Source organism: Enterococcus sp. DIV0712, from assembly GCF_050554855.1.
Classification (GTDB): domain Bacteria; phylum Bacillota; class Bacilli; order Lactobacillales; family Enterococcaceae; genus Enterococcus; species Enterococcus faecalis.
The window spans coordinates 2,069,951-2,095,103 of the sequence record NZ_CP187333.1 but is presented as its reverse complement, the minus strand read 5'-3'; the positions used below and the strand labels follow the sequence as shown (position 1 = coordinate 2,095,103).

Below are 25,153 nucleotides of genomic sequence, written 5' to 3'. Positions count from 1 at the left end.
AGATAACGGCTGTCAAAATTCTAAAAAATATTTTTTAGGTAGCATTGTTTTTTTTAAGGTAAGGTGATATACTTTAATCAAGTTAATGAGTTCGTTAGTAAAAAAATGCAAGCGCTTCAAATGCTTTTCGTAGGAAATATAGATTAGAAAAGCTAGACAAGCTATATTCGTGAATGATTGAGCGATTGATTTGTAAGCGTTTGCTACATGTGGGGAATAGGTTGGAAAATAGGAGGAGAATACATGTTATTAATTGGAAATGGGCGTTTAATCACTCGGGATGCGCAGAATCATTTTTTTGAAAATGGGTGTGTGGCGATTGATGGTCAAGTTGTGAAACAAGTCGGAACGACAGAAGATTTAAAACAAGCTTATCCAGAAGCGACATTTATTGATGCTAAAGGTGGAGTGATTATGCCAGGCTTTATTAACATGCACAATCATATTTATAGTACCTTTGCACGTGGGTTAAGTTTAACGAATTATCATCCTAAAAATTTCATGGATATTTTGGTAGATCAATGGTGGCGAATTGATCGTGCCTTGACATTAGAAGACACTTATCAAAGTGGTAAGGTTGCTTATTTAGATAGTATTCGCAACGGTGTTACAACTGTCTTTGATCATCATGCTAGTTACGGAGAAATTACAGGGAGTTTAACCCAATTATCTAATGCAGCGGACGAGTTAGGGATTCGGACCTGCCTTTGTTATGAAGTTTCTGATCGCGATGGTGAGCAGAAAATGCGGGAAGCAGTTCAAGAAAATGCCGCCTTTATTAAAGCCAGTTCCTTAAGAAATGATGATATGCAAAAAGCGATGATGGGTATGCATGCAGCCTTTACTTTATCAGATGCTTCTTTAGAATTATGTGCAGCCAATACGCCAGATGGGATTGGTTATCATATTCATATTGCAGAGGATTTAGCCGATGTTCATGATTCTTTGAAAAAATATGGGAAGCCGATTGTGAACCGATTATTTGATTTAGGAATTTTAGGAAAACAGACAATGGCAGGCCATTGCATCCATATTGGACCTCATGAGATGGAATTACTAAGAGATACAGACACAATGGTGGTCACGAATCCAGAGTCGAATATGGGGAATGCGGTCGGTTGCCCACCTGCAATGCGCATGTTTAATGAGTATGGTATTTTGATGGGTCTTGGCACAGATGGTTATACGAATGATGTGACGGAATCTTATAAGGTAGGAAATGTTATCCACAAGCATCATTTAGCTGATCCAAATGCTGCTTGGGCAGAAATTCCCGCAATGCTGTTTGATAATAATCCGCAAATGGCTAATCGCTATTTTAAAACAAAGCTAGGCGTTTTAGAACCTAATGGAGCAGCAGACGTCATTATTGTTGATTATCATGGCCCGACGCCAATGACAAAAGAGAATTATAACATGCACATTTTATTCGGCATGAATGGTGGGATGGTCACTGACACGGTGATTAATGGAGAAATTCGGATGCGTAATCGTGAAGTTCAAGGAATTGATGAAGAGAAAGTTTGGCATGATGCGCAAACGCAAGCACAATCTTTCTGGAAACGAGTAAATCAATAGCTTTCATTATAAATAAAAGGAGTGACGTTAATGAGTGATATTATGCATCCCATCTCAATTGAGGCTTTATTAAATTGGATTTTTAGTGAGTATCAACAAGATGGCACAATTTTTGGCATTCGTAAATTTTATCATGCGGATCCTACAAAAACGATTCCGTTATTTGGAGAAAAAATGGAAACCCCTTGTGGTCCGGCAGCAGGTCCTCATACACAATTAGCACAAAATATTATTGCGGCCTATTTAACAGGTTCTCGTTTTTTTGAAGTTAAGACAGTCCAGATACTGGATGGAGAAGATTTACCAGTGAGTAAACCATGTATCGCAGCAGCGGATGAATGTTACAACGTTGAGTGGTCCACAGAACTGCGTGTTCCCCAAGCTTATGATGAATACGTCAAAGCATGGTTCGTTTTGAAGTTACTGAGTAAAGAGTTCGAGCTAGGTGACCCGAATGGTTTCATTTTTAACATGAGTGTTGGCTATGATTTGGCAGGGATTCAATCGCCAAAAATTGATCGTTATATTAACGAAATGCAGAACGCAGAAGGAACGCCGATTTGGGCGGAATGCCAAGCAGCTGCCAAAAAATATCTATCTTATTTTAAAAAAGTAGATGACTTATATATCGAAGCAATTAGTCCTAAAGTCTGTCATTCTATTACGCTGTCGACTTTACACGGCTGTCCATCAGATGAAATTGAACGAATTGCGGCCTATTTATTAAGTGAAAAAGGGCTCCATTCCTTTATTAAATGTAATCCAACCATGTTAGGTTATGAATATGCGCGTCAAACGATGGATGAGCTAGGGTTTGATTATATGGTTTTTGACGATCACCATTTTAAAGAAGATTTACAATTTGAAGAAGCAGTACCGATGTTACAACGTCTGCAATTATTAGCCAATAGTAAAAATCTAAGCTTCGGAGTTAAAATTACGAACACTTTCCCGGTAACGATTGCAGCAAATGAATTACCTGGTGATGAAATGTACATGTCAGGACGTTCGCTATTTCCTCTTAGTATTTCATTGGCACAAAAATTATCAGAAGCATTTGATGGGAAACTACAAATTTCTTATTCTGGCGGTGCAGATATTTTCAATAGTAAAGAAATATTTGATGCTGGTATTTGGCCAATCACTATGGCAACGACGCTGTTGAAACCTGGTGGCTATCAACGAATGAATCAAGTTGCTAATGTATTGGGCACAGCAGAATATCCTCAGATGGTTCATGTCAACTTGGATAAATTAGCCCAAGTTGTTGAGAAAGCTAAAACACAAGCACGTTACCAAAAATCAATTAAATTACCAGAAAGTACCAAACTAAGAAAAACAGTTCCGTTAACAGATTGTTATATTGCTCCTTGTCGAAGTGACGGTGGTTGTCCAATCAATCAGGATATTCCTGCTTACCTTCGTTATGTCAGTGAAGGTAATTATTTAAAGGCCTTGCAAGTAATTGTCGATAAAAATCCATTGCCTTTTATTACTGGAACCATTTGTGCACATCCTTGTATGACTAAATGTACACGTCAATTTTATGAAGAATCTATTCATATTCGGGAAGTGAAGTTAGAAGCAGCTGAACATGCTTATGATGAATTATTGACGACACTAGAAAAGCCACAGCCAAAAGAAAATGCACCTAAAACAGCTGTTGTGGGTGGAGGTCCTGCAGGGATCTCTGCTGGGTATTTATTAGCACGTGAAGGCATGCCTGTTACTGTGTTTGAAAAATCCAAGACAATTGGGGGCGTTTGTAGCCAGATTGTACCAGAATTTCGAATTTCTATGGAATCTGTTCAAAAAGACGTTCAGTTAGCGGAATTTATGGGAGCTGAATTCCTTACAGGACAAGAGGCGCCATCATTGGCGGAATTGAAAAACCAAGGCTATACGAATGTTATTTATGCCATTGGTGCATGGAAACATGGGGTCCTTCGTTTAGAATCTGGTCGGGCATTGAACTCGTTAGAATTTTTAAAAGCAAACCGAGAAAATCCAACGATTAATCCTTACGGAGAACAGATTGTCGTCGTTGGTGGCGGAAATACAGCTATGGACTGTGCTCGTGCAGCCACAACATTACCTGGTGTTAAAAAAGTCTCAGTGGTTTATCGTCGGAATAAACGCAATATGCCAGCAGATGAAGAAGAACTTTATTTAGCCTTAGAAGATGGCGTTGACTTTTTAGAATTACTTTCGCCAATTAAACATGAAAATCAACAATTAACTTGTGAAAAAATGGTCCTAGGTGAACGAGATGCTTCTGGACGCCGTCGTCCAATTGGTACAGGAGAAATAATTGATATTCCTGCTGATACAGTGATTGCCGCTGTTGGTGAAAAAGTAGATACAGAATTTTACCAAGCATTAGGCATTCACACAGACAACTATGGGAAAGTCGTTTCAAATCAAGAAACATTGGAAACAAATATACCAGGCGTCTATGTCATTGGTGACGCTAATTTAGGACCAGCCACAATTGTTGAAGCAATCGCTGATGCAACCAAAGCGGCCAATAATATTTGTCTTGTCCACAATCATCACTATGAAAAAGATAATTTAAATAGTGATGTCGCATTTGTTAGAAACAAACGGGGTATCCTTGTGACAGACGAAATGTCTTGTAGTCAAGCTAGTCGTTGCTTAGAATGCTCCACAATTTGTGAATCTTGTATGGATGTCTGTCCAAACCGAGCAAATATTGTTGTGTACGTCGAAGGAAAACCACAAATTGTTCATGTTGATCGGATGTGTAACGAATGTGGCAACTGTGAAACATTTTGCCCTTATGCAAGTGCCCCTTACAAAGACAAATTTACCTTATTTAACAGTGAAGCTGATTTTTATGACAGTACTAATTCAGGTTTCTATGTTCAAAATCCTGTGGATAAAATTTGTTTACTGCGTTTATGGGGAACGGTGTCAACAATTCAATTAACGGATCAAGGATTAGATGTACCAGAAGATTTAATCGCATTAATGGTAACTATGATTGAAGAATATGCTTATTGTATGCAAGCATAAAAGGAAATTTACGACTGGGGGATAAATAAATGTCTATTCTGCTCAAAGGTGGAACCGTCGTATCTGCATATAATCGTCGTCAATTGGATATTCGAATTGACGGCGAGCAAATTGTAGAGATGGGGGCAAATTTACCAGTAGAAAATTCTCAGATTGAGGATGTTACGGGGTGTTATGTATTACCAGGCTTTATTGATGCGCATACGCATCTGGAATTAAATAATGGCAAAGGTTCGTTAAGTACGGCGGATAACTTTACCACTGGAAGCCAAGCGGCGGTGGCCAAAGGTACGACTACGGTTATTGATATGGCTACACCTAATAAAGGCGGCTCATTGAAAGACTGTTTAGCTACTTGGAATCAATTGGCTGAAGGCAAGAGTTCATGTGATTATACTTACCATATGTCCATGATTGAATGGAAACCAACGATAGCTGCTGAAATTCAGGAAATGATTGCTGCAGGTATTACTTCCTTCAAAATGTATATGGCTTATGATAATTTGCGGACCACAGATGCGGAAATTTTTGAAGCGATGAAGGAAATAAAAAAAGTTAATGGAATGTTAGGCGTTCATTGTGAAAATGGTGATTTAGTAGATGAATTAATCCAATCATATGTTTCTCAAGGAAAGCTAACCCCGCACTATCATCCGTTATCAAGACCGGCGGCTGTTGAAGCAGAAGCGGTAGCAAGATATTTGATGATAGCGGAAATGGCTGATTTGTCGGTTAACATTGTGCATTTAAGCACAAAACGATCATTAGAAGCGGTGGAACGGGCTCGTCAAAGAGGACAATCAGTTTATGTAGAAACTTGCCCTCAATATCTTTTACTAGATGATCACTTGTACGATGCGCCTAATTTTGAAGCAGCAAAATATGTCTGCTCACCGCCACTACGCAAACGAGAGGATCAACAGGCTTTGTGGCAAGGGATTAAAGAGGGGGCAATCAATACAATATCGACAGATCACTGCAGCTTTAATTTTCACGGACAAAAAACAGTTGGCAAAGATGATTTTAGTAAAATTCCCAATGGGATGCCAGGTGTTGAAACGAGACCAGAATTAATTTACACGGAAGGTGTGGCGAAGGGCCGAATCACCTTGGAAAAAATGGTTGCTTTGCTTTCTGAAAATATTGCTAAACAATTCTCGATGTATCCACAAAAAGGTGTGGTGCAAGAAGGCAGTGATGCCGATTTAGTTGTTTGGGATCCTAGAACAACCGGCGTGATTGCTGCGAGAACGCAGTTACAAAATGTCGACTATACGCCGTATGAAGGATTTGAAACACAAGGACAGGCTCGAATGGTTTATTTAAGAGGTCAAAAAGTTGCTGAAGCTGGGCAAGTCATCTTGGCAAATCAAGGAAAATTTGTTTTTCGTAAAGCAACTTAAAAATAGAAGGAGGAGAAGTATTTTTGGAAAAAATTAAATGGACAGCAAATGAAATGCCGAAGACGGAGGATAAGTACTTACCTCTGATGTCTAAAGAAAAAATTGAGAAAGCTTTGGCTTTTCACAAAAGTTTTCCACAGTATTCAGAAACACCATTAGCAGAATTGAATCATATGGCCGCTTATCTGGGGTTAAATGATTTCTTTGTTAAAGATGAATCTTATCGCTTTGGTTTAAATGCTTTTAAAGTCTTAGGTGGTTCTTTTGCCATGGCTAACTATATTGCCGAAAAATTAAAGAAAGATGTTTCGGAACTAACATATGATGAATTAACTTCTGATCAATTACGATCAGCTTTTGGACAAGCTACGTTTTTTACAGCAACTGATGGTAACCATGGACGAGGAGTCGCTTGGGCTGCGAATAAATTAGGCCAAAAATCAGTTGTACTCATGCCGAAGGGTTCAACACAGACGAGAAAAGAAAATATTGAAAAAGAAGGCGCAACCGTCACAATTGAAGAAGTTAATTACGATGAATGTGTACGAATGGCTAATAAAATGGCCGAAGAAACTGAAAACGGTGTCATGGTTCAAGACACCGCTTGGGACGGATATGAAAAAATTCCGACTTGGATTATGCAAGGATACGGAACGATGGCGTTAGAAGCCTCTCAACAATTAAGAAAATTTGGCTCTGAACGACCTAGTCATGTTTTTGTTCAAGCTGGTGTCGGCAGTTTAGCTGGTGCAGTGATTGGTTATTTTGCTAATGCTTTTCCAGAAAACCCACCGATTATGGTCGTAGTTGAGGCACAGGCGGCTGACTGTTTATATCAATCAGCAATTAAAAAAGACGGAGAAATTCGCTTTGTCGATGGTGATTTACAGACAATTATGGCTGGCTTAGCATGTGGAGAACCTAATACGATTTCTTTTAATATTCTAAAAAATCATACATCCTTCTTTGTTTCAGCACCAGATTGGGTTTCTGAAAAAGGAATGCGTATGTTGGGCGCGCCATTAAAAGGGGATCCGCAAGTTGTATCAGGCGAATCTGGGGCAGTAGCAATGGGCTTAGTAGCTACAGTGATGCAAGATCCCGACTATCAAGAATTACGTGAGGCATTGCAACTGGATGAGACGTCAAACGTTTTAATGTTTTCTACCGAAGGGGACACTGATCCAGACAATTATAAAAAAATTTTATGGAGGTAAAAGGAATGGATTTTAATGCAGTAAATGCAGCAGCAGAAGGTTACAGAGAAGATATGGTCAAATTTTTAAGAGACCTTGTCAAAATTCCAGGAGAAAGTGCAGAAGAAGGCAACAAAATTGCGCGAGCAAAAGCCGAAATGGAAAAATTAGGTTTCGATAAAATTGACATTGATCCTCAAGGGAATTTACTTGGTTATATGGGGTCTGGTGAAAAATTAATTGCTTTTGATGGGCACATGGATACTGTCGGAATTGGTGAAATGAGTAACTGGAAATTTGATCCTTACGATGGTTATGAAACAGAAACTGAGATCGGTGGTCGCGGTACATCTGACCAAGAAGGCGGGATTGTTTCGGCTATTTATGGCGCTAAAATCATGAAAGATTTAGGTCTATTATCAGAAAAATATACTGCTTTAGTAACAGTTACTGTCCAAGAAGAAGACTGTGACGGTTTATGCTGGCAGTACATTATCAAAGAAGACGGTATCCGTCCAGAATTTGTTGTTTCAACAGAGCCAACAGATGGGGGGATTTATCGTGGTCAACGAGGCCGAATGGAAATTAAAGTTGATGTCAAAGGCGTTTCGTGTCATGGCTCAGCACCAGAACGTGGAGATAATGCCATTTACAAAATGGCGGATATCTTACAAGATGTTCGTGCCTTAAACAACAATGGAGATACAGAAAGCACAGCGATTCGTGGTTTAGTTCGTATGTTAGATCCTAAGTACAATCCAGAGTGGCAAGAAGCCCGTTTCTTAGGTCGTGGTACGGTGACTGTTTCGCAAATTTTCCATTCTTCACCAAGTCGGTGTGCTGTTGCGGATGGCTGTACCGTTTCACTAGACCGTCGAATGACTGCTGGAGAAACTTGGGAAAGTTGTTTAGAAGAAATTCGCAATTTACCAGCTGTTAAAAAATATGGAGATGATGTGACGGTTTCAATGTACAACTATGATCGTCCTTCTTATACGGATTTAACTTATGAAATTGAATGTTATTTCCCAACGTGGGTCATTCCAGAAAATCATGATGTAACAAAAGCCTTGATGGAAACGCATAAAAATCTCTATGGAGAAACACGGAAAGGCTCTGTAGAAACAGTGGAAATGCGTGAAGAACGCCCATTGTTAGATAAGTGGACCTTCTCAACAAATGGCGTTTCAATTATGGGACGTAATGGCATTCCTTGTATTGGTTTCGGGCCAGGGGCCGAAGCACAAGCACATGCACCAAATGAAAAAACTTGGAAAGATGATTTGGTTCGTTGTGCAGCCGTTTATGCGGCATTACCAACGGTCTATTGTGGTTAAGTAAAGGATTATTAGACAAGAAAAAAGGAGCAGATGGAATGGAAACGTTTAAAGAATATATTGAGAAATTAGATAAATTAGAATTTGAAAAAATGTACGAAAATGACTTTTTCCTAACTTGGGAAAAAACAAGAGATGAATTAGAAGCTGTTTTCACAGTTGCCGATACATTACGCTATTTAAGAGAAAATAATATTTCAACTAAAATCTTTGATAGTGGCTTGGGGATTTCTTTATTCCGAGACAACTCTACAAGAACACGTTTTAGTTTCGCTTCAGCGTGTAATCTTTTGGGCTTAGAAGTTCAAGATTTAGACGAAGGAAAAAGTCAAATTTCTCACGGAGAAACTGTTCGTGAGACAGCAAACATGATTTCTTTTATGGCTGATATCATTGGTATTCGTGATGACATGTACATTGGTAAAGGCAATGCTTACATGCACGAAGTATCAGAATCTGTCCAAGAAGGATATAAAGATGGGGTATTGGAACAGCGCCCAACGTTAGTGAATTTACAATGTGATATTGACCATCCGACGCAAGCAATGGCGGATGCGTTGCATTTAATTCATGAATTTGGTGGCATTGAAAACCTGAAAGGGAAAAAAGTTGCCATGACTTGGGCGTATTCACCATCTTATGGAAAACCATTATCTGTTCCTCAAGGAATTGTTGGTCTAATGACCCGTTTAGGAATGGATGTCGTCTTAGCACATCCAGAAGGTTATGAAATTATGCCAGAAGTAGAAGAAGTTGCGAAGAAAAATGCGGCAGAATTTGGTGGAAACTTTACTAAAACGAATAGTATGGCAGAAGCATTCAAAGATGCGGATGTTGTTTATCCGAAAAGCTGGGCACCTTTTGCGGCAATGGAAAAGCGAACTGAATTATATGGCAATGGTGACCAAGCAGGAATTGATCAATTAGAACAAGAATTACTTTCTCAAAATAAAAAGCACAAAGATTGGGAATGTACAGAAGAATTGATGAAAACAACGAAAGACGGCAAAGCTTTGTATATGCATTGTCTACCAGCTGATATTACTGGTGTAAGTTGTGAAGAAGGTGAAGTGGAAGCTTCTGTTTTCGATCGTTATCGGGTCGAACTTTACAAAGAAGCTAGCTACAAACCGTATGTTATTGCGGCTATGATTTTCTTAAGTAAAGTAAAAAATCCGCAAAAAACCTTAACAGACTTAGCGGATAAAGCGACACCAAGAGAAGTAAAATAATGAATTTGGCATGAAGACAGATGCTTTTTCTTTACACAATGAATCATTAGAAGTTGCCTCTTCAACATGAACAAATAAGACCTTCCCAAGTCTATTCATGAATGTGTGATTGTCTCGAGTCAAGAACGCTTAGTCATGTGCGTTGACTTCATGCAACGACAACAGACAGTTAATACGAAAACTCGTTGTGAAAAAGAAAAAGCATCGTCCTTTTTATAAAACAGAAAATGAGGTGAAGCAATGGGCAAACGCGTCGTAGTAGCTTTAGGTGGCAATGCTTTAGGAAATAATTTGACGGAGCAGATGACTGCCGTAAAACAGACCTCCAAAGCGATTGCAGATTTGATTGAAGCAGGATATGAAGTTATTTTATCTCATGGCAATGGTCCTCAAGTGGGGATGATTCAATTAGCTATGGAAGAATTTTCCTTTAATAATCCACAATATCCAGTTGTTCCGTTATCCATGTGCGTAGCCATGAGTCAAAGTTACATTGGCTATGATTTAGAGAATGCGCTACAAGAAGAGTTGCGTCAGCGAAATATAAGTAAAGCCGTCACCACCATAGTCACTCAAGTGGTCGTGGATGAAAATGATCCGGCGTTCAAAAAACCAACGAAACCAATTGGCCGCTTCATGACAAAAGAAGAAGCAGAACAATTAGTCAAAGAAAAAAATATACAAGTGATGGAAGATGCTGGCCGTGGTTATCGCCAAGTCGTCGCTTCTCCTAAACCAAAAAATATTGTCGAACTTCTCACGATTCAAACATTGGTTGATGCTGGCCAAACAGTCATTGCTGGCGGCGGTGGTGGCATCCCAGTCATTCAAGAAGGGAACCGACTAAAAGGTGTAAATGCAGTCATCGACAAAGATTTTTGTAGTGAACGACTGGCTGAACAAGTAGATGCTGATCTGCTCGTGATTTTAACAGCAGTTGAAAAAGTTTGTATTAATTTTGGTAAAGAAAATCAAGAAGCCTTAGGGAATGTTTCAACAGAAAAAATGAAACAATATGCGCAAGAAGGTCAGTTTGCTCCAGGTTCAATGTTACCAAAAGTTGAAGCAGCGATTAAGTTTGCTGAATCTAAGCCAGGTCGAAAAACATTGATTACGTTATTAGAAAAAGCCAAAGAAGGATTATCTGGAAAAACAGGGACTTTAATTGAAAATAAAGAATCATAGAATGGAGGAAAACGATGACAAACAAAATGATTAATTCTGCACAGGCACCAGCTGCTGTAGGGCCTTATTCACATTCTGTCTTAGCGGGAAATACGTTGTACATTTCTGGACAACTAGGATTAGATCCGCAATCGGGCGAAATGAAGACTACAGTGGAAGAACAAGCAAAACAAGCTTTTATCAATTTAGGTTCGATTTTAAAAGAGGTCGAGATGACCTATGATAATGTTGTGAAAACAACGGTGTTTTTACAACATATGTCTGATTTTAGCAAAATTAACGAAATCTATGGGAATTACTTTTCAGAAGTTTTGCCTGCACGTTCTTGTGTAGAAGTAGCCAAGTTGCCAAAAGATGGTTTATTTGAAATTGAAGCAGTTGCTGTCAAAGGATAATTTTTAAGATGTTTCTGAGGGAAAAAGGATTGCATTCTTTATTGATTAAGGGGAACAATCCTTTTAGAATAAAAAGAAGAAGGAAACGATCCTATGAATGAAAAAAAAGAGCAAGCATTATTTGAATATGATGCGAAACTATCAATTTCTGAAGCAATTCCGATGGGATTGCAACACGTTGTCGCAGCAGTAGTAGGGATTGTCACACCGGGAATCATGATTGCCAAAGTTTGCCAATTAAGTCCTAGTGATACGACTATTTTGATTCAAACATCATTGATTTTTTCAGCAGTTGCAACGTTAATTCAACTTTTCCCTATTTTTGGAAAAGTGGGTTCACGGTTACCAGTTATGATGGGGGCAAGTTTTGCGTATGTACCGATTTTGATGGCCATCGGAGCTGATTTTGGGATTGCAGCAATTTTTGGTTCCCAATTAGTTGGCAGTATTCTTGTTATTATTGTTGGTTTGTTCATTAAAAAAATCCGTGTGTTGTTTCCGCCTTTAGTAACAGGAACGGTTATTTTAAGTATTGGACTATCCCTGTTTCCAGTTGCGATTAAGTATATGGCAGGAGGAGCTGGTAGTGCTGATTTTGGTTCAGCCCGGAATTGGTTAGTTGCATTATTAACCTTTGCGATTGTCTTTTACTTCAATTATTTTGCAAAAGGATTTTTGAAGTTATCAGCAATTTTAAACGGAATGGTTATTGGTTATTTGATTTCTTTAGCTTTAGGGATGGTTAGTTTTGAGCCAGTTCAAAATGCTAAAATCGTTCAGGTAATTACCCCGTTTCATTTTGGACTGGATTTTCAATTGGTACCAATCTTTACGCTTGTGGTGATGTTTATTGTTGATGCTGTTCAAGCCATCGGCCAATTTACAGCAACAACGGTTGGGGCAATGGATCGGGATGCAACGGATGAAGAATTATCTGGCGGAATTATGGGGAGTGGTTTCACTAACTTTATTGGCAGTTTATTTGGATCAATCCCAGTAGCAACTTTTGGACAAAATGTTGGTCTGGTTACGGTAACAAAAGTGATTAATAAGTATGTTCTGGTTTTCGCTTCAGTTATATTATTAATTGCTGGTTTTGTTCCGAAAGTAGCTGCGTTATTAACTACGATTCCTTACGCGGTAATTGGTGGTGCAACGATTTCAGTTTTTGCTTCTATTTCTATGACAGGTATTCGGATGATTGCTTCGCAGGAAATGACTCCTCGAAATACTGGGGTTGTCGGAACAGCTCTAGCATTTGGAATTGGTGTCACATTGTCTACTGGAAGCTTAGCTGGTTTTCCAACTTGGGTAACAACGATTTTCGGTAATTCGGAAGTTATCTTAACCACTTTGGTAGCAGTCCTTTTAAATGTCATTTTAAAACCAAAAAAGCGCGTAGCACTTGAGTGAAGATTGCTTTTTTTGATACGAAAGTGAGTAAGCTTTCGTATCCTTTTTCCCTTACGTTATCTATAAAAAAATGAACGAATAAAGGAGGAGAAGATGTTTACGTATTCCCTAAACTTAAAATTAAAAACAGATCGGAACTTTTTTGGTCCTGGCGTTGTCGAAGTTTTACAAAAAATTCAGCAAACTGGTTCACTAAACTTAGCGGCAAAAGAGATGAAAATGTCTTATAATAAGGCATGGCGGATTGTGCGGGTAGCTGAAGAAGAGCTATCTTTTCCATTAATTATCAAAAGCGTTGGCGGTTGTAATGGTGGCGGGTCAATTGTTACGGATCAAGGAAAAGAGTTGATTGATCAATATCTTTTATTTGAGAAAAAAGTGTATCAACAGGTAGAGGCATGCTTTGAAGAAATATTTAAAGAACAGGATGTAGTATCGGAGGAACTGAAATGAGAGAAGTATTTCAGCGTTTGAAACAGGCAATATTGGAAAAGCAAGACACGATGTTATTAACGATTGGTACAAGTTCAGGATCTACACCACGAAGTCAAGGGGCTAGAATGCTGGTTTCCGCCGAAGGTAGAATAGCCGGAACTGTTGGTGGTGGGGCGGTTGAATTTCAGGCTGAACAAGTGGCAAAAAAGCTACTTATTGAGAAAGAAAATGCACAACGTCAATTTATTTTAGCCCCGAATAATATTGCTGATTTAGGCATGGTCTGTGGCGGAAATGTCACGATTTTTTTCCATTATCTTTCATGGGAAACGCCATTTTTAAAAGAGTTGTGTGAGTCCATAGAAACGCATTTTCAAAATAATCAACAAGGTTGGTTAATGACTGAACTAGATCAAAACAATTTAGGAAAAGTATCCTTTTATAGTGAAACAGGCGAATTGATTGGTTCCACTTCTTGGGAGGGGGAATTAAGTTTGCTACCTAAAGGTATCCATTGTGAGCAAAAAGAGGACATAATTTTTTTAACAGAAGCGATCCTCCAAGTAGGGAAAGTGTACATTTTTGGAAGTGGTCATGTCGCACGCGCATTGGTACCTATTTTAAACTATTTATCGTTTTATTGCGTTGTAGTGGACGATCGTCCAGAATTTTTGACGGCACAAGCTTTTCCACAAGCTGAGGAACTACGGGTGATTCCTTTAGAAAATTTAGCTGCGTTTATTGAAATAACGGCGGACGATTATGGTATAGTAATTACCAGAGGACACAATTTTGATTTCATCGTTGCCAAACAGTTATTGGAAACACCAGCCAAATATATTGGTGTGATGGGGAGCAAACACAAAATTGCTTCACAAGTTCGACGGTTAAGAGAGGTCGGTTATACAATGACTGAAATTGAAAGAATTTTCATGCCAATTGGCTTAGATATTGCAGCCGAAACACCAGAAGAGTTAGCGATTAGCATCGCGGGAGAATTAATTCAACAGCGCTATCAATAATGAGGACCTTTAAATTAAATAAAAAACTTTTTTTGCTAAAAAATAATTTTTAGAACGAAGATTTGTGGTATAATCTAGGTGATTGAACACTAAACTATATCAGAAATCGAGGTGCAAGAAATGTATTCAATTATTGTAAATGGTCAAAGTGAAACCTGTGAAACAAACAAAAAATTAATGGACTTTTTGCGGGAGGATCTGGGCCTAACTGGAACAAAAGATGGCTGTAACCAAGGCTCTTGCGGTGCATGTACGGTGTTAGTAAATGGAAGGGCTTCCAAAGCATGTTTGTTTACTCTAGAAAAATTAGCTGGTAAAGAAGTCACGACAATCGAAGGTTTAAGCCAACGGCAAAAAGATGTCTATGCCTATGCGTTTGCAAAAACGGGTGCAGTTCAGTGCGGGTATTGCATCCCTGGGATGGTTATTTCGGCACAAGGATTATTGAACAAGAAACCCGAACCCACAAAAGAAGACATTCAGAAAGCTATACGAGGAAACATTTGTCGTTGTACAGGATATGTGAAAATAATAGAAGCCATTCAGTTAGCTGCTAAAATGTTTTGTGAAGAAACGAGCATTCCAGAAGAACATTCAAATGGTAAATTAGGGGAAGACTTCCAACGGGTCGATGCAGTGGAGAAAACCTTAGGAACAGGGATTTATGTAGATGACATTGACATAGAAGGAATGCTTCATGCATCTGCTTTGCGGAGTGCCTATCCTCGCGCAAAAGTTCTATCAATCGATAGTACCCAAGCATTGGCGCATCCTGACTGTGTGGCTGTGTTCACAGCTAAAGACATTCCAGGAAATAATAAAATTGGTCATTTAGAATTTATTTCCGATTGGGATGTAATGATTCCAGAAGGAGAAATAACACGGTATGTTGGGGATGCAGTGGCACTCGTTGTTTCAAAAAGAAAAGAAACCTTACCAGAGATAAAAAATTTAGTGGAAGTTGATTACGAAGAAATGATACCGCTTACTTCTTGTGAAGCTGCTTTAGCAGAAGGTGCACCAGCTATTCATGAAAAGGGCAATATCTTGTCTCATGAACACTTGGTACGTGGCAATGCAGAGGAAGTGTTAGCAAATTCTGCGTTTGTAGTGTCAGAACATTATTCCGTACCAATTAACGAACATGCCTTTATGGAACCCGAGTGTGCGATTGCACAGCCTGAAGGTGAGGGCATTTTACTCTTTAGTGCGGGTCAAAGTATCTATGATGAACAACGGGAAGTGGCTAGGATGTTAGGACTAGACAAGGAAAAAATTCATGTTCAATCAAAACTTGTTGGTGGTGGTTTTGGTGGAAAAGAAGACATGAGTGTTCAGCATCATGCATCCTTAGCCGCTTGGTTATTGAAGAAACCAGTAAAAGTACTGCTAAGCCGTGAAGAAAGTTTGATGGTTCATCCCAAACGCCATGGCATGGAAATGGACTTTACGACCGGCTGTGATGAAGAAGGCAATTTAACTGCAATGAAAGCAGTGATTTATGCGGATACTGGGGCCTATGCTTCTTTAGGAGGACCGGTATTGCAACGGGCTTGTACACATGCGGCAGGTCCCTACAAGTATCAAACGATTGATGTGGAAGGGTTTGCTGTATATACTAATAATCCGCCAGCAGGTGCATTTCGCGGATTTGGTGTTTGCCAAACGGCTTTTGCAATTGAAAGTAATTTAAACTTGTTAGCAGAAAAAGTCGGACTATCACCATGGGAAATACGCTTTAAAAATGCCGTCGCCCCAGGAGATACTTTACCGAATGGACAATTGGTCTCGAAAAATGCGGCGTTAAAAGAAGCCTTGTTAGCGGTTAAAGACGTCTATGAACAAGCGGAAGTTGCTGGAATTTCTAGTTTCTTTAAAAATAGTGGCGTGGGTGTGGGGCTACCTGATACAGGGCGTTGTATTATTTCTGTTGAAGAAGGAAAAATACATGTCCGCACAAGTGCTGCTTGTATCGGTCAAGGGATGGCAACCGTTACGACGCAAATTGCCTGTGAAACATTAAATTTACCACCAGAAATGATTGTTGCGGAAGCACCTGATACGAGAAGAACACCGAATTCAGGAACGACAACGGCTTCGAGGCAGTCACTCTTCACAGGAGAAGCAACTAGAAGAGCGGCAATGCAATTACGGTATGAGCTTGATATGGGACGTGCTTTAAGCGATTTGGAAGGCGAAGAATTTTATGGGGAATATTCAGCGAAAACGGATCCATTAATTAATGATAAAAAAAGTCCAGTTAGTCATGCTGGTTATGGTTATGCTGCTGAAGTAGCTATTCTAGATGACAAAGGAAAAGTAGCTAAATTTGTGGCTGCGTATGATATGGGGCAAGTGGTGAATCCACGAGCTGCTGAAGGTCAAATTGAAGGTGGGATTGCGATGGGCATGGGGTATGCTTTAACTGAAAAATTTGCCTTAGAAGAAGGCTATGTTAAAGCAAAATATGCAACGCTAGGATTAGTGAACGCCACTCAAGTACCACCAATTGAAACAATTTTGGTTCATGCTGACAATCTTCACGAAGGTTTAGCTTATGGAATTAAAGGCGTAGGTGAGTTAGCAACGATCCCTACCGCACCAGCTTTAGCAGGCGCATATTTTGCCTTGGATGGTCAGCTCCGACCAAGTCTGCCTTTAGAAAATACCCCTTATCAAAAGAAAAAAAGATAAAAGGAGACAACTCATGTCACTCGTTAGTGTCATTATTCTAGCATCGGGCAATTCACAACGGATGGGCCAAAATAAATTGTTCTTAAAATATCAAGGAAAAACATTTTTAGAGCACACGTTAACCTTAGTGAATCAATTAGACGTATTAGAACGGATTTTAGTTGTTTCGCCTGAGAATCAGCCAGCGTTTCCTTTACCTAAGAACATTCAGTTGATTCTCAATCATCAATGGCAAGAAGGGCAAAGTAGCAGTATTCGTTTAGGAACTGAACAAGCTCGGGGAGCTGGCTATTTATACTTACCTAGTGATCAACCATTGTTAACACCTAAAATGCTACAACCCGTGTTAGATAAATGTCAGAGAAATAAAATTATAGTGCCATTACAAAAAGATGGTTGTCCTAGTAGTCCAGTATTATTCGGTAATCAATTTCGACAAGAACTATTAACATTGACTGGTGAAACAGGCGGACGCATGATTTATGAACGCTTTCCAGAAGCAGTTCAGATGTTGAGAATAGCGACTCCTGGCCGTTTAAAAGATATCGACACGCCAGAAGAGTACCAAAAATTAATTCAAGAAACCAATAGTTAGAGAGGAAAAACGTATGAAGGACTTGGTTTATTTAAATTATGCAGCGACTTCCTATAAAAAATTTCCAGCAACCATTGAGGCTTTGACTGCCTATTTAGCAGAAAATCAGTTCATGAATTACGGAAGAAATGCCCCTTTGCTTAGAGAGGGGCTTCCTCTTTTAGAGACACGTCAATTGTTAGCAGACTTTTTTCAGGCACCCAGTGCGGCTCAGATTACGTTTACGAATAACGCAACAACTTCCTTAAATCTTGCATTAGCGGGGATTTTACAACCTGGCGACCATGTGATTACGACTATGTTAGAACATCATGCAGTAGCTAGACCTCTTCACTTGCTTGAGAAAGAACGAGGCATTTCAGTGACGTATGTTGCTTGTCAAAAAACTGGCCTGTTAGATGTAGAAGATATTCAGCGAGCTTGGCGAACGAATACAAAAGCCTTGGTGATGACACACGCATCCAATGTCTTAGGCACCATTTTACCCATTGAAGAATGTTTTCAATGGGCTCAACAGAAAGGCTTACTAACTGTTTTGGATGCGGCTCAAACGGCGGGATTTTTACCAATAAAAATGACCCAGATGGCCATTGATGTGTTAGCCTTTACTGGACATAAAAGCTTATATGGATTAGCAGGTATTGGTGGGTTAGCTTTTAGTGATCGAGGGGCTGAAGCGGTTAAGCCACTGATAACGGGCGGCACTGGTAGCCATTCTAATTCCTTTGATCAACCCTCTTTTTTACCAGATAAATTTGAAGCTGGTACGTTAAACAGTTTAGGTATTCTAAGCTTAAATAGTTCTGTTAAAGAGTTGAATAAAATTGGTTTAGCAGCGATTCAAAAGCACGAACGAACCTTAATGCAGAATTTTTTAAATGGTTTATCAGGGTTACCTGTCACAATTTTAGGAACCAAGGACGTGGCACAAACTGTCCCTGTTGTTTCTATCACACTGTGGAATCAGGAAGAAACAGTGGTGGCACAGCAACTAGCAGAACAATATGGCATTATGACGCGCGCAGGTTTGCATTGTGCACCATTAGCCCATGAAACAGCAGGGACTTTAGCAACTGGCACCTTACGTTTTAGCTTTGGTTGGCAGACAACGCCTGAAGAAATTACTTGGACAATTCACGCTTTACAAGAACTACTAATTTGAGAAGGAGCGGACAGCATGGATTTTTTATCACAATGTACATCAGGTGGCTGTGGGGCAAAAATTGAATCCCGTGTACTGAACCAATTGTTGCAACACTTACCCGAAACACCGGCAAATGAGCGGCTACTCGTCGGATTTGAACATGCCGACGACGCCGCTGTTTACCAAATAACGTCTGAAAAAGCTTTGATTTCAACGGTAGATTTTTTTTCACCAATGGTCAATGATCCGTTATCATTTGGAAAAATTGCGGTCGCTAATGCTTTAAGTGATGTCTATGCCATGGGAGGAACAGTCCTTTATGCGCTAAATCTTGTTTGTTTTCCACAAAAGATGTCAAAAGAATGGTTGGAACAAATGCTCTTGGGTGGCAGCTTAAAATTAAAGGAAGCGGGTGCTTTACTGGCGGGAGGCCATTCGATTTATGATCATGAACCCAAGTATGGTCTAGCGGTAACCGGAGAAGTTCATCCAGAAAATTTGTGGCATAATAATACGCCACAGGTGGGGGATGTCTTGATTTTAACTAAAGCATTAGGTGTAGGAATTATTCAAGCGGCTGTTCGGGGGCAATTGGCGAAGCAGACGGAACAAAAAATCGCACAAGATTCGATGGAACGTTTAAATAAATATGCCGCTGCGAATGCTCGATCCTACGCAGTACATGCTTGTACTGACGTGACTGGGTTTGGTCTATTAATTCATGCAAAAGAAATGGCTGATAATCAGGTAACATTACTGATTGATACAGAAGCATTACCAACCATTACAGGAGCGTTGGCCTACGCCGCAGAATGTTTAGTCACTGCAGCTGGGCAAAGAAACCGCCAAACAATCGGAACGACAATCGATTATTCAAAAATTTCTATGGAAATGCAAGAACTTTTGTTTGATCCACAAACTTCTGGCGGACTGTTAATTAGTGTCGCTGCTGACGAAGCGGCAGCCTGTTTAGCAGCTATTCAAAAAGAGGACCCTGTTGCCAAAATTATTGGCGAGGTTCTGCCAAAAGAACAACAAGCAGTAGTACTTTTATAGAGAGAAGGGCCAAATATGAAATTAGTAGATGCATTGGGGAAACCTTGCCCAATACCTGTGATTGAAACGAAAAAAGCTTTGGCGGAGTTAGGTTTAGCTGGAGGCACTATCGAGGTATTAGTCGATAACGAAGTAGCTGTTGAAAATTTAAAAAAATTAGCTACTAAAAAACAGGCCACTTTGACTGCGAAGCAGATAGAAGCCACGGTTTTCTCTGTCAAAATTACGGTACCAGAAGAAGCGACTCAACAAACAAGTCAGTCAGCAACAGATTTAGTAATTACGATTGGCTCCGATCAATTAGGTACTGGAGACGAGCAGCTAGGACGACTATTAATGAAAAGTTATCTTCAATCATTATCAGAAGCAGAAACTGTTCCTACACAGCTATTATTCTTTAATCGAGGGGCGTTTTTAACGAATCAAGCAGCGAATACCTTAGCTGATTTGCAACAATTAGCGGAGAAGGGAACCACGATTCAAACGTGTGGGGCCTGTTTAGATTTTTATCATTTAACAGACACCTTAGCTATCGGCTCTATTACTAATATGTACGAAATTGTTGAAACAATGAATCAAGCGGCTAAAGTAATTACGCTTTAACAAAAAAAGAAGGTGAAAAGATGGAGTATTTGCTAACCTTTCCGAATACACATTATGCTGTTCTGGCAGAACAAGTACTGTTGGCAAGAAAGGTGGCTGTTCGCGTCTTTACTTTGCCACCATCATTGACGGATGGCTGTGGGATCGGTTTACTCATTAATGAAGCGGAAATAACTCACAGTGTATGTTTTTTAGAAGAAGCAAAAGTACGCGTAGCCTCTATTTTTTCTGTGAAAAATGACCTTGGGGAAAGGAGGTACCAACTGTGGAGTCCTTAAAAAAGTGTTTTGATTTACAAGGAAAGGAGATTGTGTCAATTGTTGGTAGTGGTGGGAAAACAAGCTTAATGTGGGCGCTAGCAAAAACATATCGAAAAGAAGCTGTTCTGGTTAGTACAACCACAAAAATTGGGTTTCCCCAACGTCAATTGTATGATTATTTTTATACAAACCATTTTGAAAAAATAACGCCGAATATTTGCGGAATCACTTTAGCAGGAACCGCTATCAACAACCAAACAAAACTAACGATGCCTGCAATGACCTCGTTTCAAACATTGTTTCAGCACTTCACGAAAGTTTTTTTAGAAGCGGATGGGTCCAAACAACGACCTTTGAAAGGCTGGTCCTCTTATGAACCCGTGATATTAAAAGAAACAACCACCACAATTGGTGTGCTTCCGATTTCTGTGATTGGTCAAAAGATAGATGAAACAACCATTCATCGGTTGCCGCTTTTTTTGGAATTAACCGATGCGCAACTACAAGAACCAATCACAGAAACATTGTTAGCTCAACTGATTGATCATCCAAAAGGATTGTTTAAAGAGAGCCAAGGCCAACGAATTTTATGTTTAAATCAAACCCATACGCGAAGAGAGTTCGTTCAAGCGATGAATGTCTGTCTTCAATTACCCAAAAGCTGTTTTGAAAAATTAGACAAGATTATTGCTTGCAATATGGAATTAGAGAAAGGACTTATTTTATGGGAGAAATCAGTCAAAACATCCAAGAAAAATTAGTGATTGTTCGCGGAGGGGGCGATCTAGCGACAGGTGTTATCCAAAAATTATGGCACGTTGGCTTTAAAATACTAGTATTAGAAACAGAATGTCCTCTGGCCATTCGGCGGACTGTTTCAGTTTGTGATGCTATTTTTCAGAAAGAACAAAGAGTGGAAGATTTGGTTGCTGTTCGAATTACTTCATTAAAGGATTGCGCGAAATGTTGGCAGCAAAATAAGCTGCCTGTTTTTGTCGATCAAACAGCAAGTGCTATTCAACAATTGAAACCACTGATTGTTATCGATGCGATTTTGGCTAAGAAAAATTTAGGTACGCATCGAGGAATGGCACCGATTACGATTGCTTTAGGACCAGGCTTTTCAGCACCGCAAGATGTCGATGTTGTGATTGAGACAATGCGTGGCCATAGGTTGGGACGTTTATACTTTGAAGGAACAGCTTTACCTAATACAGGTATTCCAGGTGAAATTGGCGGAAAAAGTGCGGAACGAGTTGTCCATGCCCCTGCTTCAGGACAAGTTACCCACCTTAAAAACATAGGGGATCTCGTGTTGAAAGGGGAAGCATTATTTTTAATCGATCAGGTTCCAGTTTATTCGCCTCTGACAGGGACTTTGAGAGGATTGATTTCAGAAAAGGTAACATGTTATCAAGGTTTGAAGTGTGCAGATGTAGATCCTCGACCAGTTGAGAAAGTCGATTGCTTGACGATCTCCGACAAAGCTCGTGCATTAGGGGGAGCGGTTTTAGAAGCAATTTTTATGATTGGAAGAAGGAAAAACGTTTTATAAAAAAGAACCTAAATAATATTTTTTTTACCTTAAAAATATTGTTAAAAAGGTTTGGAATGTGGTATAGTAAAGACGTAGTAAAAAATACTCTATCTCGAAAGGGGAAGAGTACATACTTAGTTAGATTAGTTTGTGAATAAAATCATTTGTAAAAGTTATTTTTTTAAGGATTAATGTAAGGGGTTACAATTGCATTTGAATGCATTGAAATATTTAGGAAAAAGAAAGGAAATGAATGAAGATGGCACTAGTAAAAATTGTTTATGCAAGTATGACTGGAAACACAGAAGAAATTTCCGAGATTTTGGAAGAACAGTTTCAAGAAGCTGGAGTTGAAGTAGAACGTGAAGAATGTTCAGAAGTTGATGTAGACTTCTTTGATGATGCAGATGCTTGTATTATCGCAACGTATACTTATGGTGATGGGGAACTGCCTTTTGAATTTGAAGATTTCTTTGATGAATTAACTGAGAAGAATTTAGCAGGTAAGCCATTTGGTGTTGTTGGCTCCGGTGATCGAGAATATGGTGAATTTTTCTGTAAATCAGCGCATGATTTTGTAGGAGCTTTTGAAAAAGCTGGTGCTAAAAAAGTAGCTGAAACAGTTGAAATTGAAAACAATGCAGAAGAAGAAGACATCGAAATGCTAAAAACATTTGTTAAAAGTGTCGCCACAACTTTATCTGATAGCGTTGCCTAAGGGTTTAAGAAAGTAGGAGTCAGAATGAAAAGGAACGATGAAGGTAGGTATTTCAATGTTTAATATTCTTCAATCGACTCAATTATCTAGTAATACATTTGATTTTTGGCTGGAAGCGCCAAGAATAGCGACACATGCTCAGGCTGGACAGTTTGTTATTTTAAGAATTGACGAAAAGGGAGAACGGATCCCCTTAACGATTGCGGAGACAAATCCACAAGCAGGCAGTATTCGAATTATTTTCCAAGTAATCGGTAAGACAACAGCTGCACTTTCCCAACTTAAAACTTCAGACTCTTTGTTGGATATCACTGGACCTTTAGGTATGCCCACAGAAGTGAAGCAATATGGAACGGTGATGGTTGTCGGTGGCGGGGTTGGTATCGCGGCTATTTATCCAATTATCAAGGCTTTAAAAGAAGCCGGCAACCGAGTGATTACGATTTTGGGAGCACGAACAGCTGAGTTAGTTCTGTTACAAGAAGAATGCCGTCGTTATTCAGATGAGCTAATCATTACAACGGATGATGGTTCATTAGGTAAAAAGGGCTTAGTAACAGAAGCGATGGAAGAAGTTATTGCACGTGAATCTGTAGCGTGCAGTTGGGCGATTGGGCCCAGCATCATGATGAAATTTTGTACCTTGACAGCTGAAAAACATCAATTACCAATTTATGTTTCCTTGAATCCTATTATGATTGACGGAACAGGCATGTGTGGCGGTTGTCGGGTCACTGTTGATGGCACCATGAAATTTGCCTGTGTTGATGGACCTGAGTTTAAAGGCAATGAAGTAAATTGGGATGAATTCATTAATCGAATGAAGCAATATCAGGAAGAAGAAGCAGTTTGCTTTACAGATCGTTTGAAAGAGCAGGTGGAGAAAAATGGCTAGAAAAAGTCGTATAAAAACACCGATTGCGGAACAAGCACCTACTATCAGAAAGAATAATTTTGAAGAGGTTTGCTTAGGCTATACATTAGCAGAAGGGCAAGAAGAAGCGATTCGCTGTTTACAATGTAAAAATGCACCTTGTATTGCTAAATGCCCCGTGATGATTGATATTCCTGGATTTATTTTAGCTATTCGTGAAAGAAACATGGAACAAGCAGCCAATATTTTAAGTAAATATACGAATTTACCTGCTATTTGTGGACGCGTTTGTCCGCAAGAGAAACAATGTGAACAAGTTTGTAAATTAGGGAAAGCCAAAAACTTTGAACCAGTGGCAATTGGCAAATTAGAACGTTTAGTTGCCGATTGGGCATTAGAAAATCACAAGTTTCCTAAGAAAACAGCGGAACCAACAAAAGGGAAAATCGCAGTGGTCGGTTCTGGTCCTTCTGGGTTAACAGTTGCGGGGGATTTGGCAAAGCTAGGCTACGAAGTAATTATTTTTGAAGCGCTTCATGAAGCTGGCGGCGTATTAACCTATGGCATACCTGAATTTCGATTACCGAAAAAAATTGTTAAACAAGAAATTGCGAGTATTGAAGCCTTAGGTGTAACAATAGAAACCAATGTGGTAGTAGGTAAAACGATTACGATGGAAGAAATAATGTCAGAGTTTGATGCCTGTTATCTATCGGTTGGTGCAGGGGCACCAAATTTTATGGGAATCCCAGGAACTAGTTTAAATGGGGTTTATTCTTCTAGTGAATTTTTAACACGAATCAATTTAATGCATAGCTATGAGTTTCCAGAATATGATACACCGATTAAACGTGCTAAAAATGTTGTTGTGATTGGCGGCGGGAATGTTGCAATGGATGCCGCTCGTTCAGCCAAACGATTAGGCGCTGAAAATGTGAACATTGTGTATCGTCGTTCGTTAGAAGAATTACCAGCAAGAATTGAAGAATACCACCATTCCCTTGAAGAAGGAATTAACTATTATTGGTTAACGAATCCAATTGCTTATTTAGATGACCAACAAGGAAATCTAGCCGGTGTTGAATGTGTCAAAATGGTTTTAGGTGAACCAGATGCGTCTGGAAGACGACGGCCAGAACCAATTCCAAACAGCACGTTTACCATTCCTGCTGATGCAGTAATCGAGGCAATTGGCCAAGGGGCAAATCGAGTCTTGTTATCAACATATCCAGAAATAGAACTAAACCAATGGGGTTACATTCAAGCTGATCCTAAAACAGGAGCAACCTCAATACCTGGCGTTTTTGCTGGGGGCGATATAGTCACAGGTGCTGCCACCGTTATTTTAGCGATGGGCGCTGGGAAAATCGCAGCTAATGCAATTGATCAATATGTCAAAACACAAAAAACAACAGTCACAAGCAATGTTTAGGAAAGATA

22 protein-coding genes are annotated in these 25,153 nt (G+C 39.5%); all 22 read left to right on the top strand.

Annotated elements, in window-relative coordinates; translation table 11 throughout:
- Window positions 1-243 precede the first annotated feature (243 nt).
- Window positions 244-1,578 carry a putative aminohydrolase SsnA gene (ssnA, locus tag IGL42_RS10000; RefSeq protein WP_002372237.1) on the top strand — a complete coding sequence of 445 codons (1,335 nt, stop codon included), beginning with the start codon at window positions 244-246 and terminating at the stop codon, window positions 1,576-1,578.
- Window positions 1,579-1,608: 30 nt separating this feature from the next.
- Window positions 1,609-4,614 (top strand): putative selenate reductase subunit YgfK, encoded by a 3,006-nt coding sequence (ygfK, locus tag IGL42_RS09995; RefSeq protein ID WP_002402540.1) that lies wholly within the window; start codon window positions 1,609-1,611, stop codon window positions 4,612-4,614.
- 29 nt (window positions 4,615-4,643) lie between these two features.
- The gene (gene hydA, locus IGL42_RS09990) at window positions 4,644-6,017 is read left to right on the top strand and encodes a dihydropyrimidinase (RefSeq protein ID WP_002365023.1); all 1,374 of its coding nucleotides are present in this window, start codon (window positions 4,644-4,646) and stop codon (window positions 6,015-6,017) included.
- 23 nt (window positions 6,018-6,040) lie between these two features.
- Window positions 6,041-7,234, top strand: a complete 1,194-nt coding sequence (gene dpaL, locus IGL42_RS09985; RefSeq protein ID WP_002372232.1) for a diaminopropionate ammonia-lyase — start codon at window positions 6,041-6,043, stop codon at window positions 7,232-7,234.
- Entirely contained in the window at window positions 7,225-8,550 is a 1,326-nt protein-coding gene (locus IGL42_RS09980; RefSeq protein ID WP_002362247.1) for a YgeY family selenium metabolism-linked hydrolase, read from the top strand. Before dpaL ends, IGL42_RS09980 begins: the two co-directional genes overlap by 10 nt.
- A 38-nt stretch (window positions 8,551-8,588) precedes the next feature.
- Window positions 8,589-9,782, top strand: a complete 1,194-nt coding sequence (gene ygeW / locus IGL42_RS09975) for a knotted carbamoyltransferase YgeW (protein WP_002359643.1) — start codon at window positions 8,589-8,591, stop codon at window positions 9,780-9,782.
- 240 nt (window positions 9,783-10,022) lie between these two features.
- Window positions 10,023-10,967 carry a carbamate kinase gene (gene arcC / locus IGL42_RS09970; RefSeq protein ID WP_002362589.1) on the top strand — a complete coding sequence of 315 codons (945 nt, stop codon included), beginning with the start codon at window positions 10,023-10,025 and terminating at the stop codon, window positions 10,965-10,967.
- Between the two features lie 14 nt (window positions 10,968-10,981).
- Window positions 10,982-11,362 carry a RidA family protein gene (locus IGL42_RS09965; protein ID WP_002362244.1) on the top strand — a complete coding sequence of 127 codons (381 nt, stop codon included), beginning with the start codon at window positions 10,982-10,984 and terminating at the stop codon, window positions 11,360-11,362.
- A 93-nt stretch (window positions 11,363-11,455) separates the two neighbouring features.
- Window positions 11,456-12,775, top strand: coding sequence for a nucleobase:cation symporter-2 family protein (locus tag IGL42_RS09960; RefSeq protein WP_002356594.1), 1,320 nt, complete (start codon window positions 11,456-11,458; stop codon window positions 12,773-12,775).
- 93 nt (window positions 12,776-12,868) lie between these two features.
- On the top strand, window positions 12,869-13,228 hold the full coding sequence (locus tag IGL42_RS09955) for a winged helix-turn-helix domain-containing protein (protein WP_002356595.1): 360 nt from the start codon (window positions 12,869-12,871) through the stop codon (window positions 13,226-13,228).
- The gene (locus tag IGL42_RS09950) at window positions 13,225-14,232 is read left to right on the top strand and encodes an XdhC family protein (protein WP_002394090.1); all 1,008 of its coding nucleotides are present in this window, start codon (window positions 13,225-13,227) and stop codon (window positions 14,230-14,232) included. Before IGL42_RS09955 ends, IGL42_RS09950 begins: the two co-directional genes overlap by 4 nt.
- 120 nt (window positions 14,233-14,352) lie before the next feature.
- The gene (gene xdh / locus IGL42_RS09945) at window positions 14,353-16,926 is read left to right on the top strand and encodes a selenium-dependent xanthine dehydrogenase (protein WP_002394088.1); all 2,574 of its coding nucleotides are present in this window, start codon (window positions 14,353-14,355) and stop codon (window positions 16,924-16,926) included.
- A gap of 13 nt (window positions 16,927-16,939) precedes the next feature.
- Window positions 16,940-17,521 carry a molybdenum cofactor cytidylyltransferase gene (mocA, locus tag IGL42_RS09940; protein ID WP_002362594.1) on the top strand — a complete coding sequence of 194 codons (582 nt, stop codon included), beginning with the start codon at window positions 16,940-16,942 and terminating at the stop codon, window positions 17,519-17,521.
- Window positions 17,522-17,534: 13 nt separating this feature from the next.
- Entirely contained in the window at window positions 17,535-18,683 is a 1,149-nt protein-coding gene (gene sclA / locus IGL42_RS09935) for a selenocysteine lyase SclA (RefSeq protein ID WP_002394087.1), read from the top strand.
- A gap of 15 nt (window positions 18,684-18,698) precedes the next feature.
- On the top strand, window positions 18,699-19,721 hold the full coding sequence (gene selD / locus IGL42_RS09930; RefSeq protein WP_002359657.1) for a selenide, water dikinase SelD: 1,023 nt from the start codon (window positions 18,699-18,701) through the stop codon (window positions 19,719-19,721).
- Window positions 19,722-19,736: 15 nt separating this feature from the next.
- Entirely contained in the window at window positions 19,737-20,324 is a 588-nt protein-coding gene (yedF, locus tag IGL42_RS09925; protein WP_002388359.1) for a sulfurtransferase-like selenium metabolism protein YedF, read from the top strand.
- 20 nt (window positions 20,325-20,344) lie between these two features.
- A complete protein-coding gene (locus IGL42_RS09920) occupies window positions 20,345-20,602 on the top strand; it encodes a DUF3343 domain-containing protein (RefSeq protein WP_002356603.1) in 258 nt (85 codons plus the stop codon).
- Window positions 20,590-21,345: a selenium cofactor biosynthesis protein YqeC gene (gene yqeC / locus IGL42_RS09915; protein WP_002359659.1), complete on the top strand. Its 756-nt coding sequence runs from the start codon at window positions 20,590-20,592 to the stop codon at window positions 21,343-21,345. The genes IGL42_RS09920 and yqeC overlap by 13 nt, the downstream gene beginning before the upstream one ends.
- Window positions 21,309-22,139, top strand: coding sequence for a selenium-dependent molybdenum cofactor biosynthesis protein YqeB (gene yqeB / locus IGL42_RS09910; RefSeq protein ID WP_002356611.1), 831 nt, complete (start codon window positions 21,309-21,311; stop codon window positions 22,137-22,139). Before yqeC ends, yqeB begins: the two co-directional genes overlap by 37 nt.
- Window positions 22,140-22,374: 235 nt before the next feature.
- Window positions 22,375-22,839 carry a flavodoxin gene (locus IGL42_RS09905; protein ID WP_002392964.1) on the top strand — a complete coding sequence of 155 codons (465 nt, stop codon included), beginning with the start codon at window positions 22,375-22,377 and terminating at the stop codon, window positions 22,837-22,839.
- A 37-nt stretch (window positions 22,840-22,876) separates the two neighbouring features.
- On the top strand, window positions 22,877-23,734 hold the full coding sequence (locus tag IGL42_RS09900) for a sulfide/dihydroorotate dehydrogenase-like FAD/NAD-binding protein (RefSeq protein WP_002365019.1): 858 nt from the start codon (window positions 22,877-22,879) through the stop codon (window positions 23,732-23,734).
- Window positions 23,727-25,145 carry an NADPH-dependent glutamate synthase gene (gene gltA, locus IGL42_RS09895; protein ID WP_010710636.1) on the top strand — a complete coding sequence of 473 codons (1,419 nt, stop codon included), beginning with the start codon at window positions 23,727-23,729 and terminating at the stop codon, window positions 25,143-25,145. Before IGL42_RS09900 ends, gltA begins: the two co-directional genes overlap by 8 nt.
- Window positions 25,146-25,153 lie beyond the last annotated feature (8 nt).

Coding starts and splice junctions, on each gene's coding strand:
- ssnA (WP_002372237.1), top strand. CDS start 244: ATGTTATTAATTGGAAATGGGCGTTTAATCACTCGGGATGCGCAGAAT.
- ygfK (WP_002402540.1), top strand. CDS start 1,609: ATGAGTGATATTATGCATCCCATCTCAATTGAGGCTTTATTAAATTGG.
- hydA (WP_002365023.1), top strand. CDS start 4,644: ATGTCTATTCTGCTCAAAGGTGGAACCGTCGTATCTGCATATAATCGT.
- IGL42_RS09980 (WP_002362247.1), top strand. CDS start 7,225: ATGGAGGTAAAAGGAATGGATTTTAATGCAGTAAATGCAGCAGCAGAA.
- ygeW (WP_002359643.1), top strand. CDS start 8,589: ATGGAAACGTTTAAAGAATATATTGAGAAATTAGATAAATTAGAATTT.
- arcC (WP_002362589.1), top strand. CDS start 10,023: ATGGGCAAACGCGTCGTAGTAGCTTTAGGTGGCAATGCTTTAGGAAAT.
- IGL42_RS09965 (WP_002362244.1), top strand. CDS start 10,982: ATGACAAACAAAATGATTAATTCTGCACAGGCACCAGCTGCTGTAGGG.
- IGL42_RS09960 (WP_002356594.1), top strand. CDS start 11,456: ATGAATGAAAAAAAAGAGCAAGCATTATTTGAATATGATGCGAAACTA.
- IGL42_RS09955 (WP_002356595.1), top strand. CDS start 12,869: ATGTTTACGTATTCCCTAAACTTAAAATTAAAAACAGATCGGAACTTT.
- IGL42_RS09950 (WP_002394090.1), top strand. CDS start 13,225: ATGAGAGAAGTATTTCAGCGTTTGAAACAGGCAATATTGGAAAAGCAA.
- xdh (WP_002394088.1), top strand. CDS start 14,353: ATGTATTCAATTATTGTAAATGGTCAAAGTGAAACCTGTGAAACAAAC.
- mocA (WP_002362594.1), top strand. CDS start 16,940: ATGTCACTCGTTAGTGTCATTATTCTAGCATCGGGCAATTCACAACGG.
- sclA (WP_002394087.1), top strand. CDS start 17,535: ATGAAGGACTTGGTTTATTTAAATTATGCAGCGACTTCCTATAAAAAA.
- selD (WP_002359657.1), top strand. CDS start 18,699: ATGGATTTTTTATCACAATGTACATCAGGTGGCTGTGGGGCAAAAATT.
- yedF (WP_002388359.1), top strand. CDS start 19,737: ATGAAATTAGTAGATGCATTGGGGAAACCTTGCCCAATACCTGTGATT.
- IGL42_RS09920 (WP_002356603.1), top strand. CDS start 20,345: ATGGAGTATTTGCTAACCTTTCCGAATACACATTATGCTGTTCTGGCA.
- yqeB (WP_002356611.1), top strand. CDS start 21,309: ATGGGAGAAATCAGTCAAAACATCCAAGAAAAATTAGTGATTGTTCGC.
- IGL42_RS09905 (WP_002392964.1), top strand. CDS start 22,375: ATGAAGATGGCACTAGTAAAAATTGTTTATGCAAGTATGACTGGAAAC.
- IGL42_RS09900 (WP_002365019.1), top strand. CDS start 22,877: ATGAAGGTAGGTATTTCAATGTTTAATATTCTTCAATCGACTCAATTA.
- gltA (WP_010710636.1), top strand. CDS start 23,727: ATGGCTAGAAAAAGTCGTATAAAAACACCGATTGCGGAACAAGCACCT.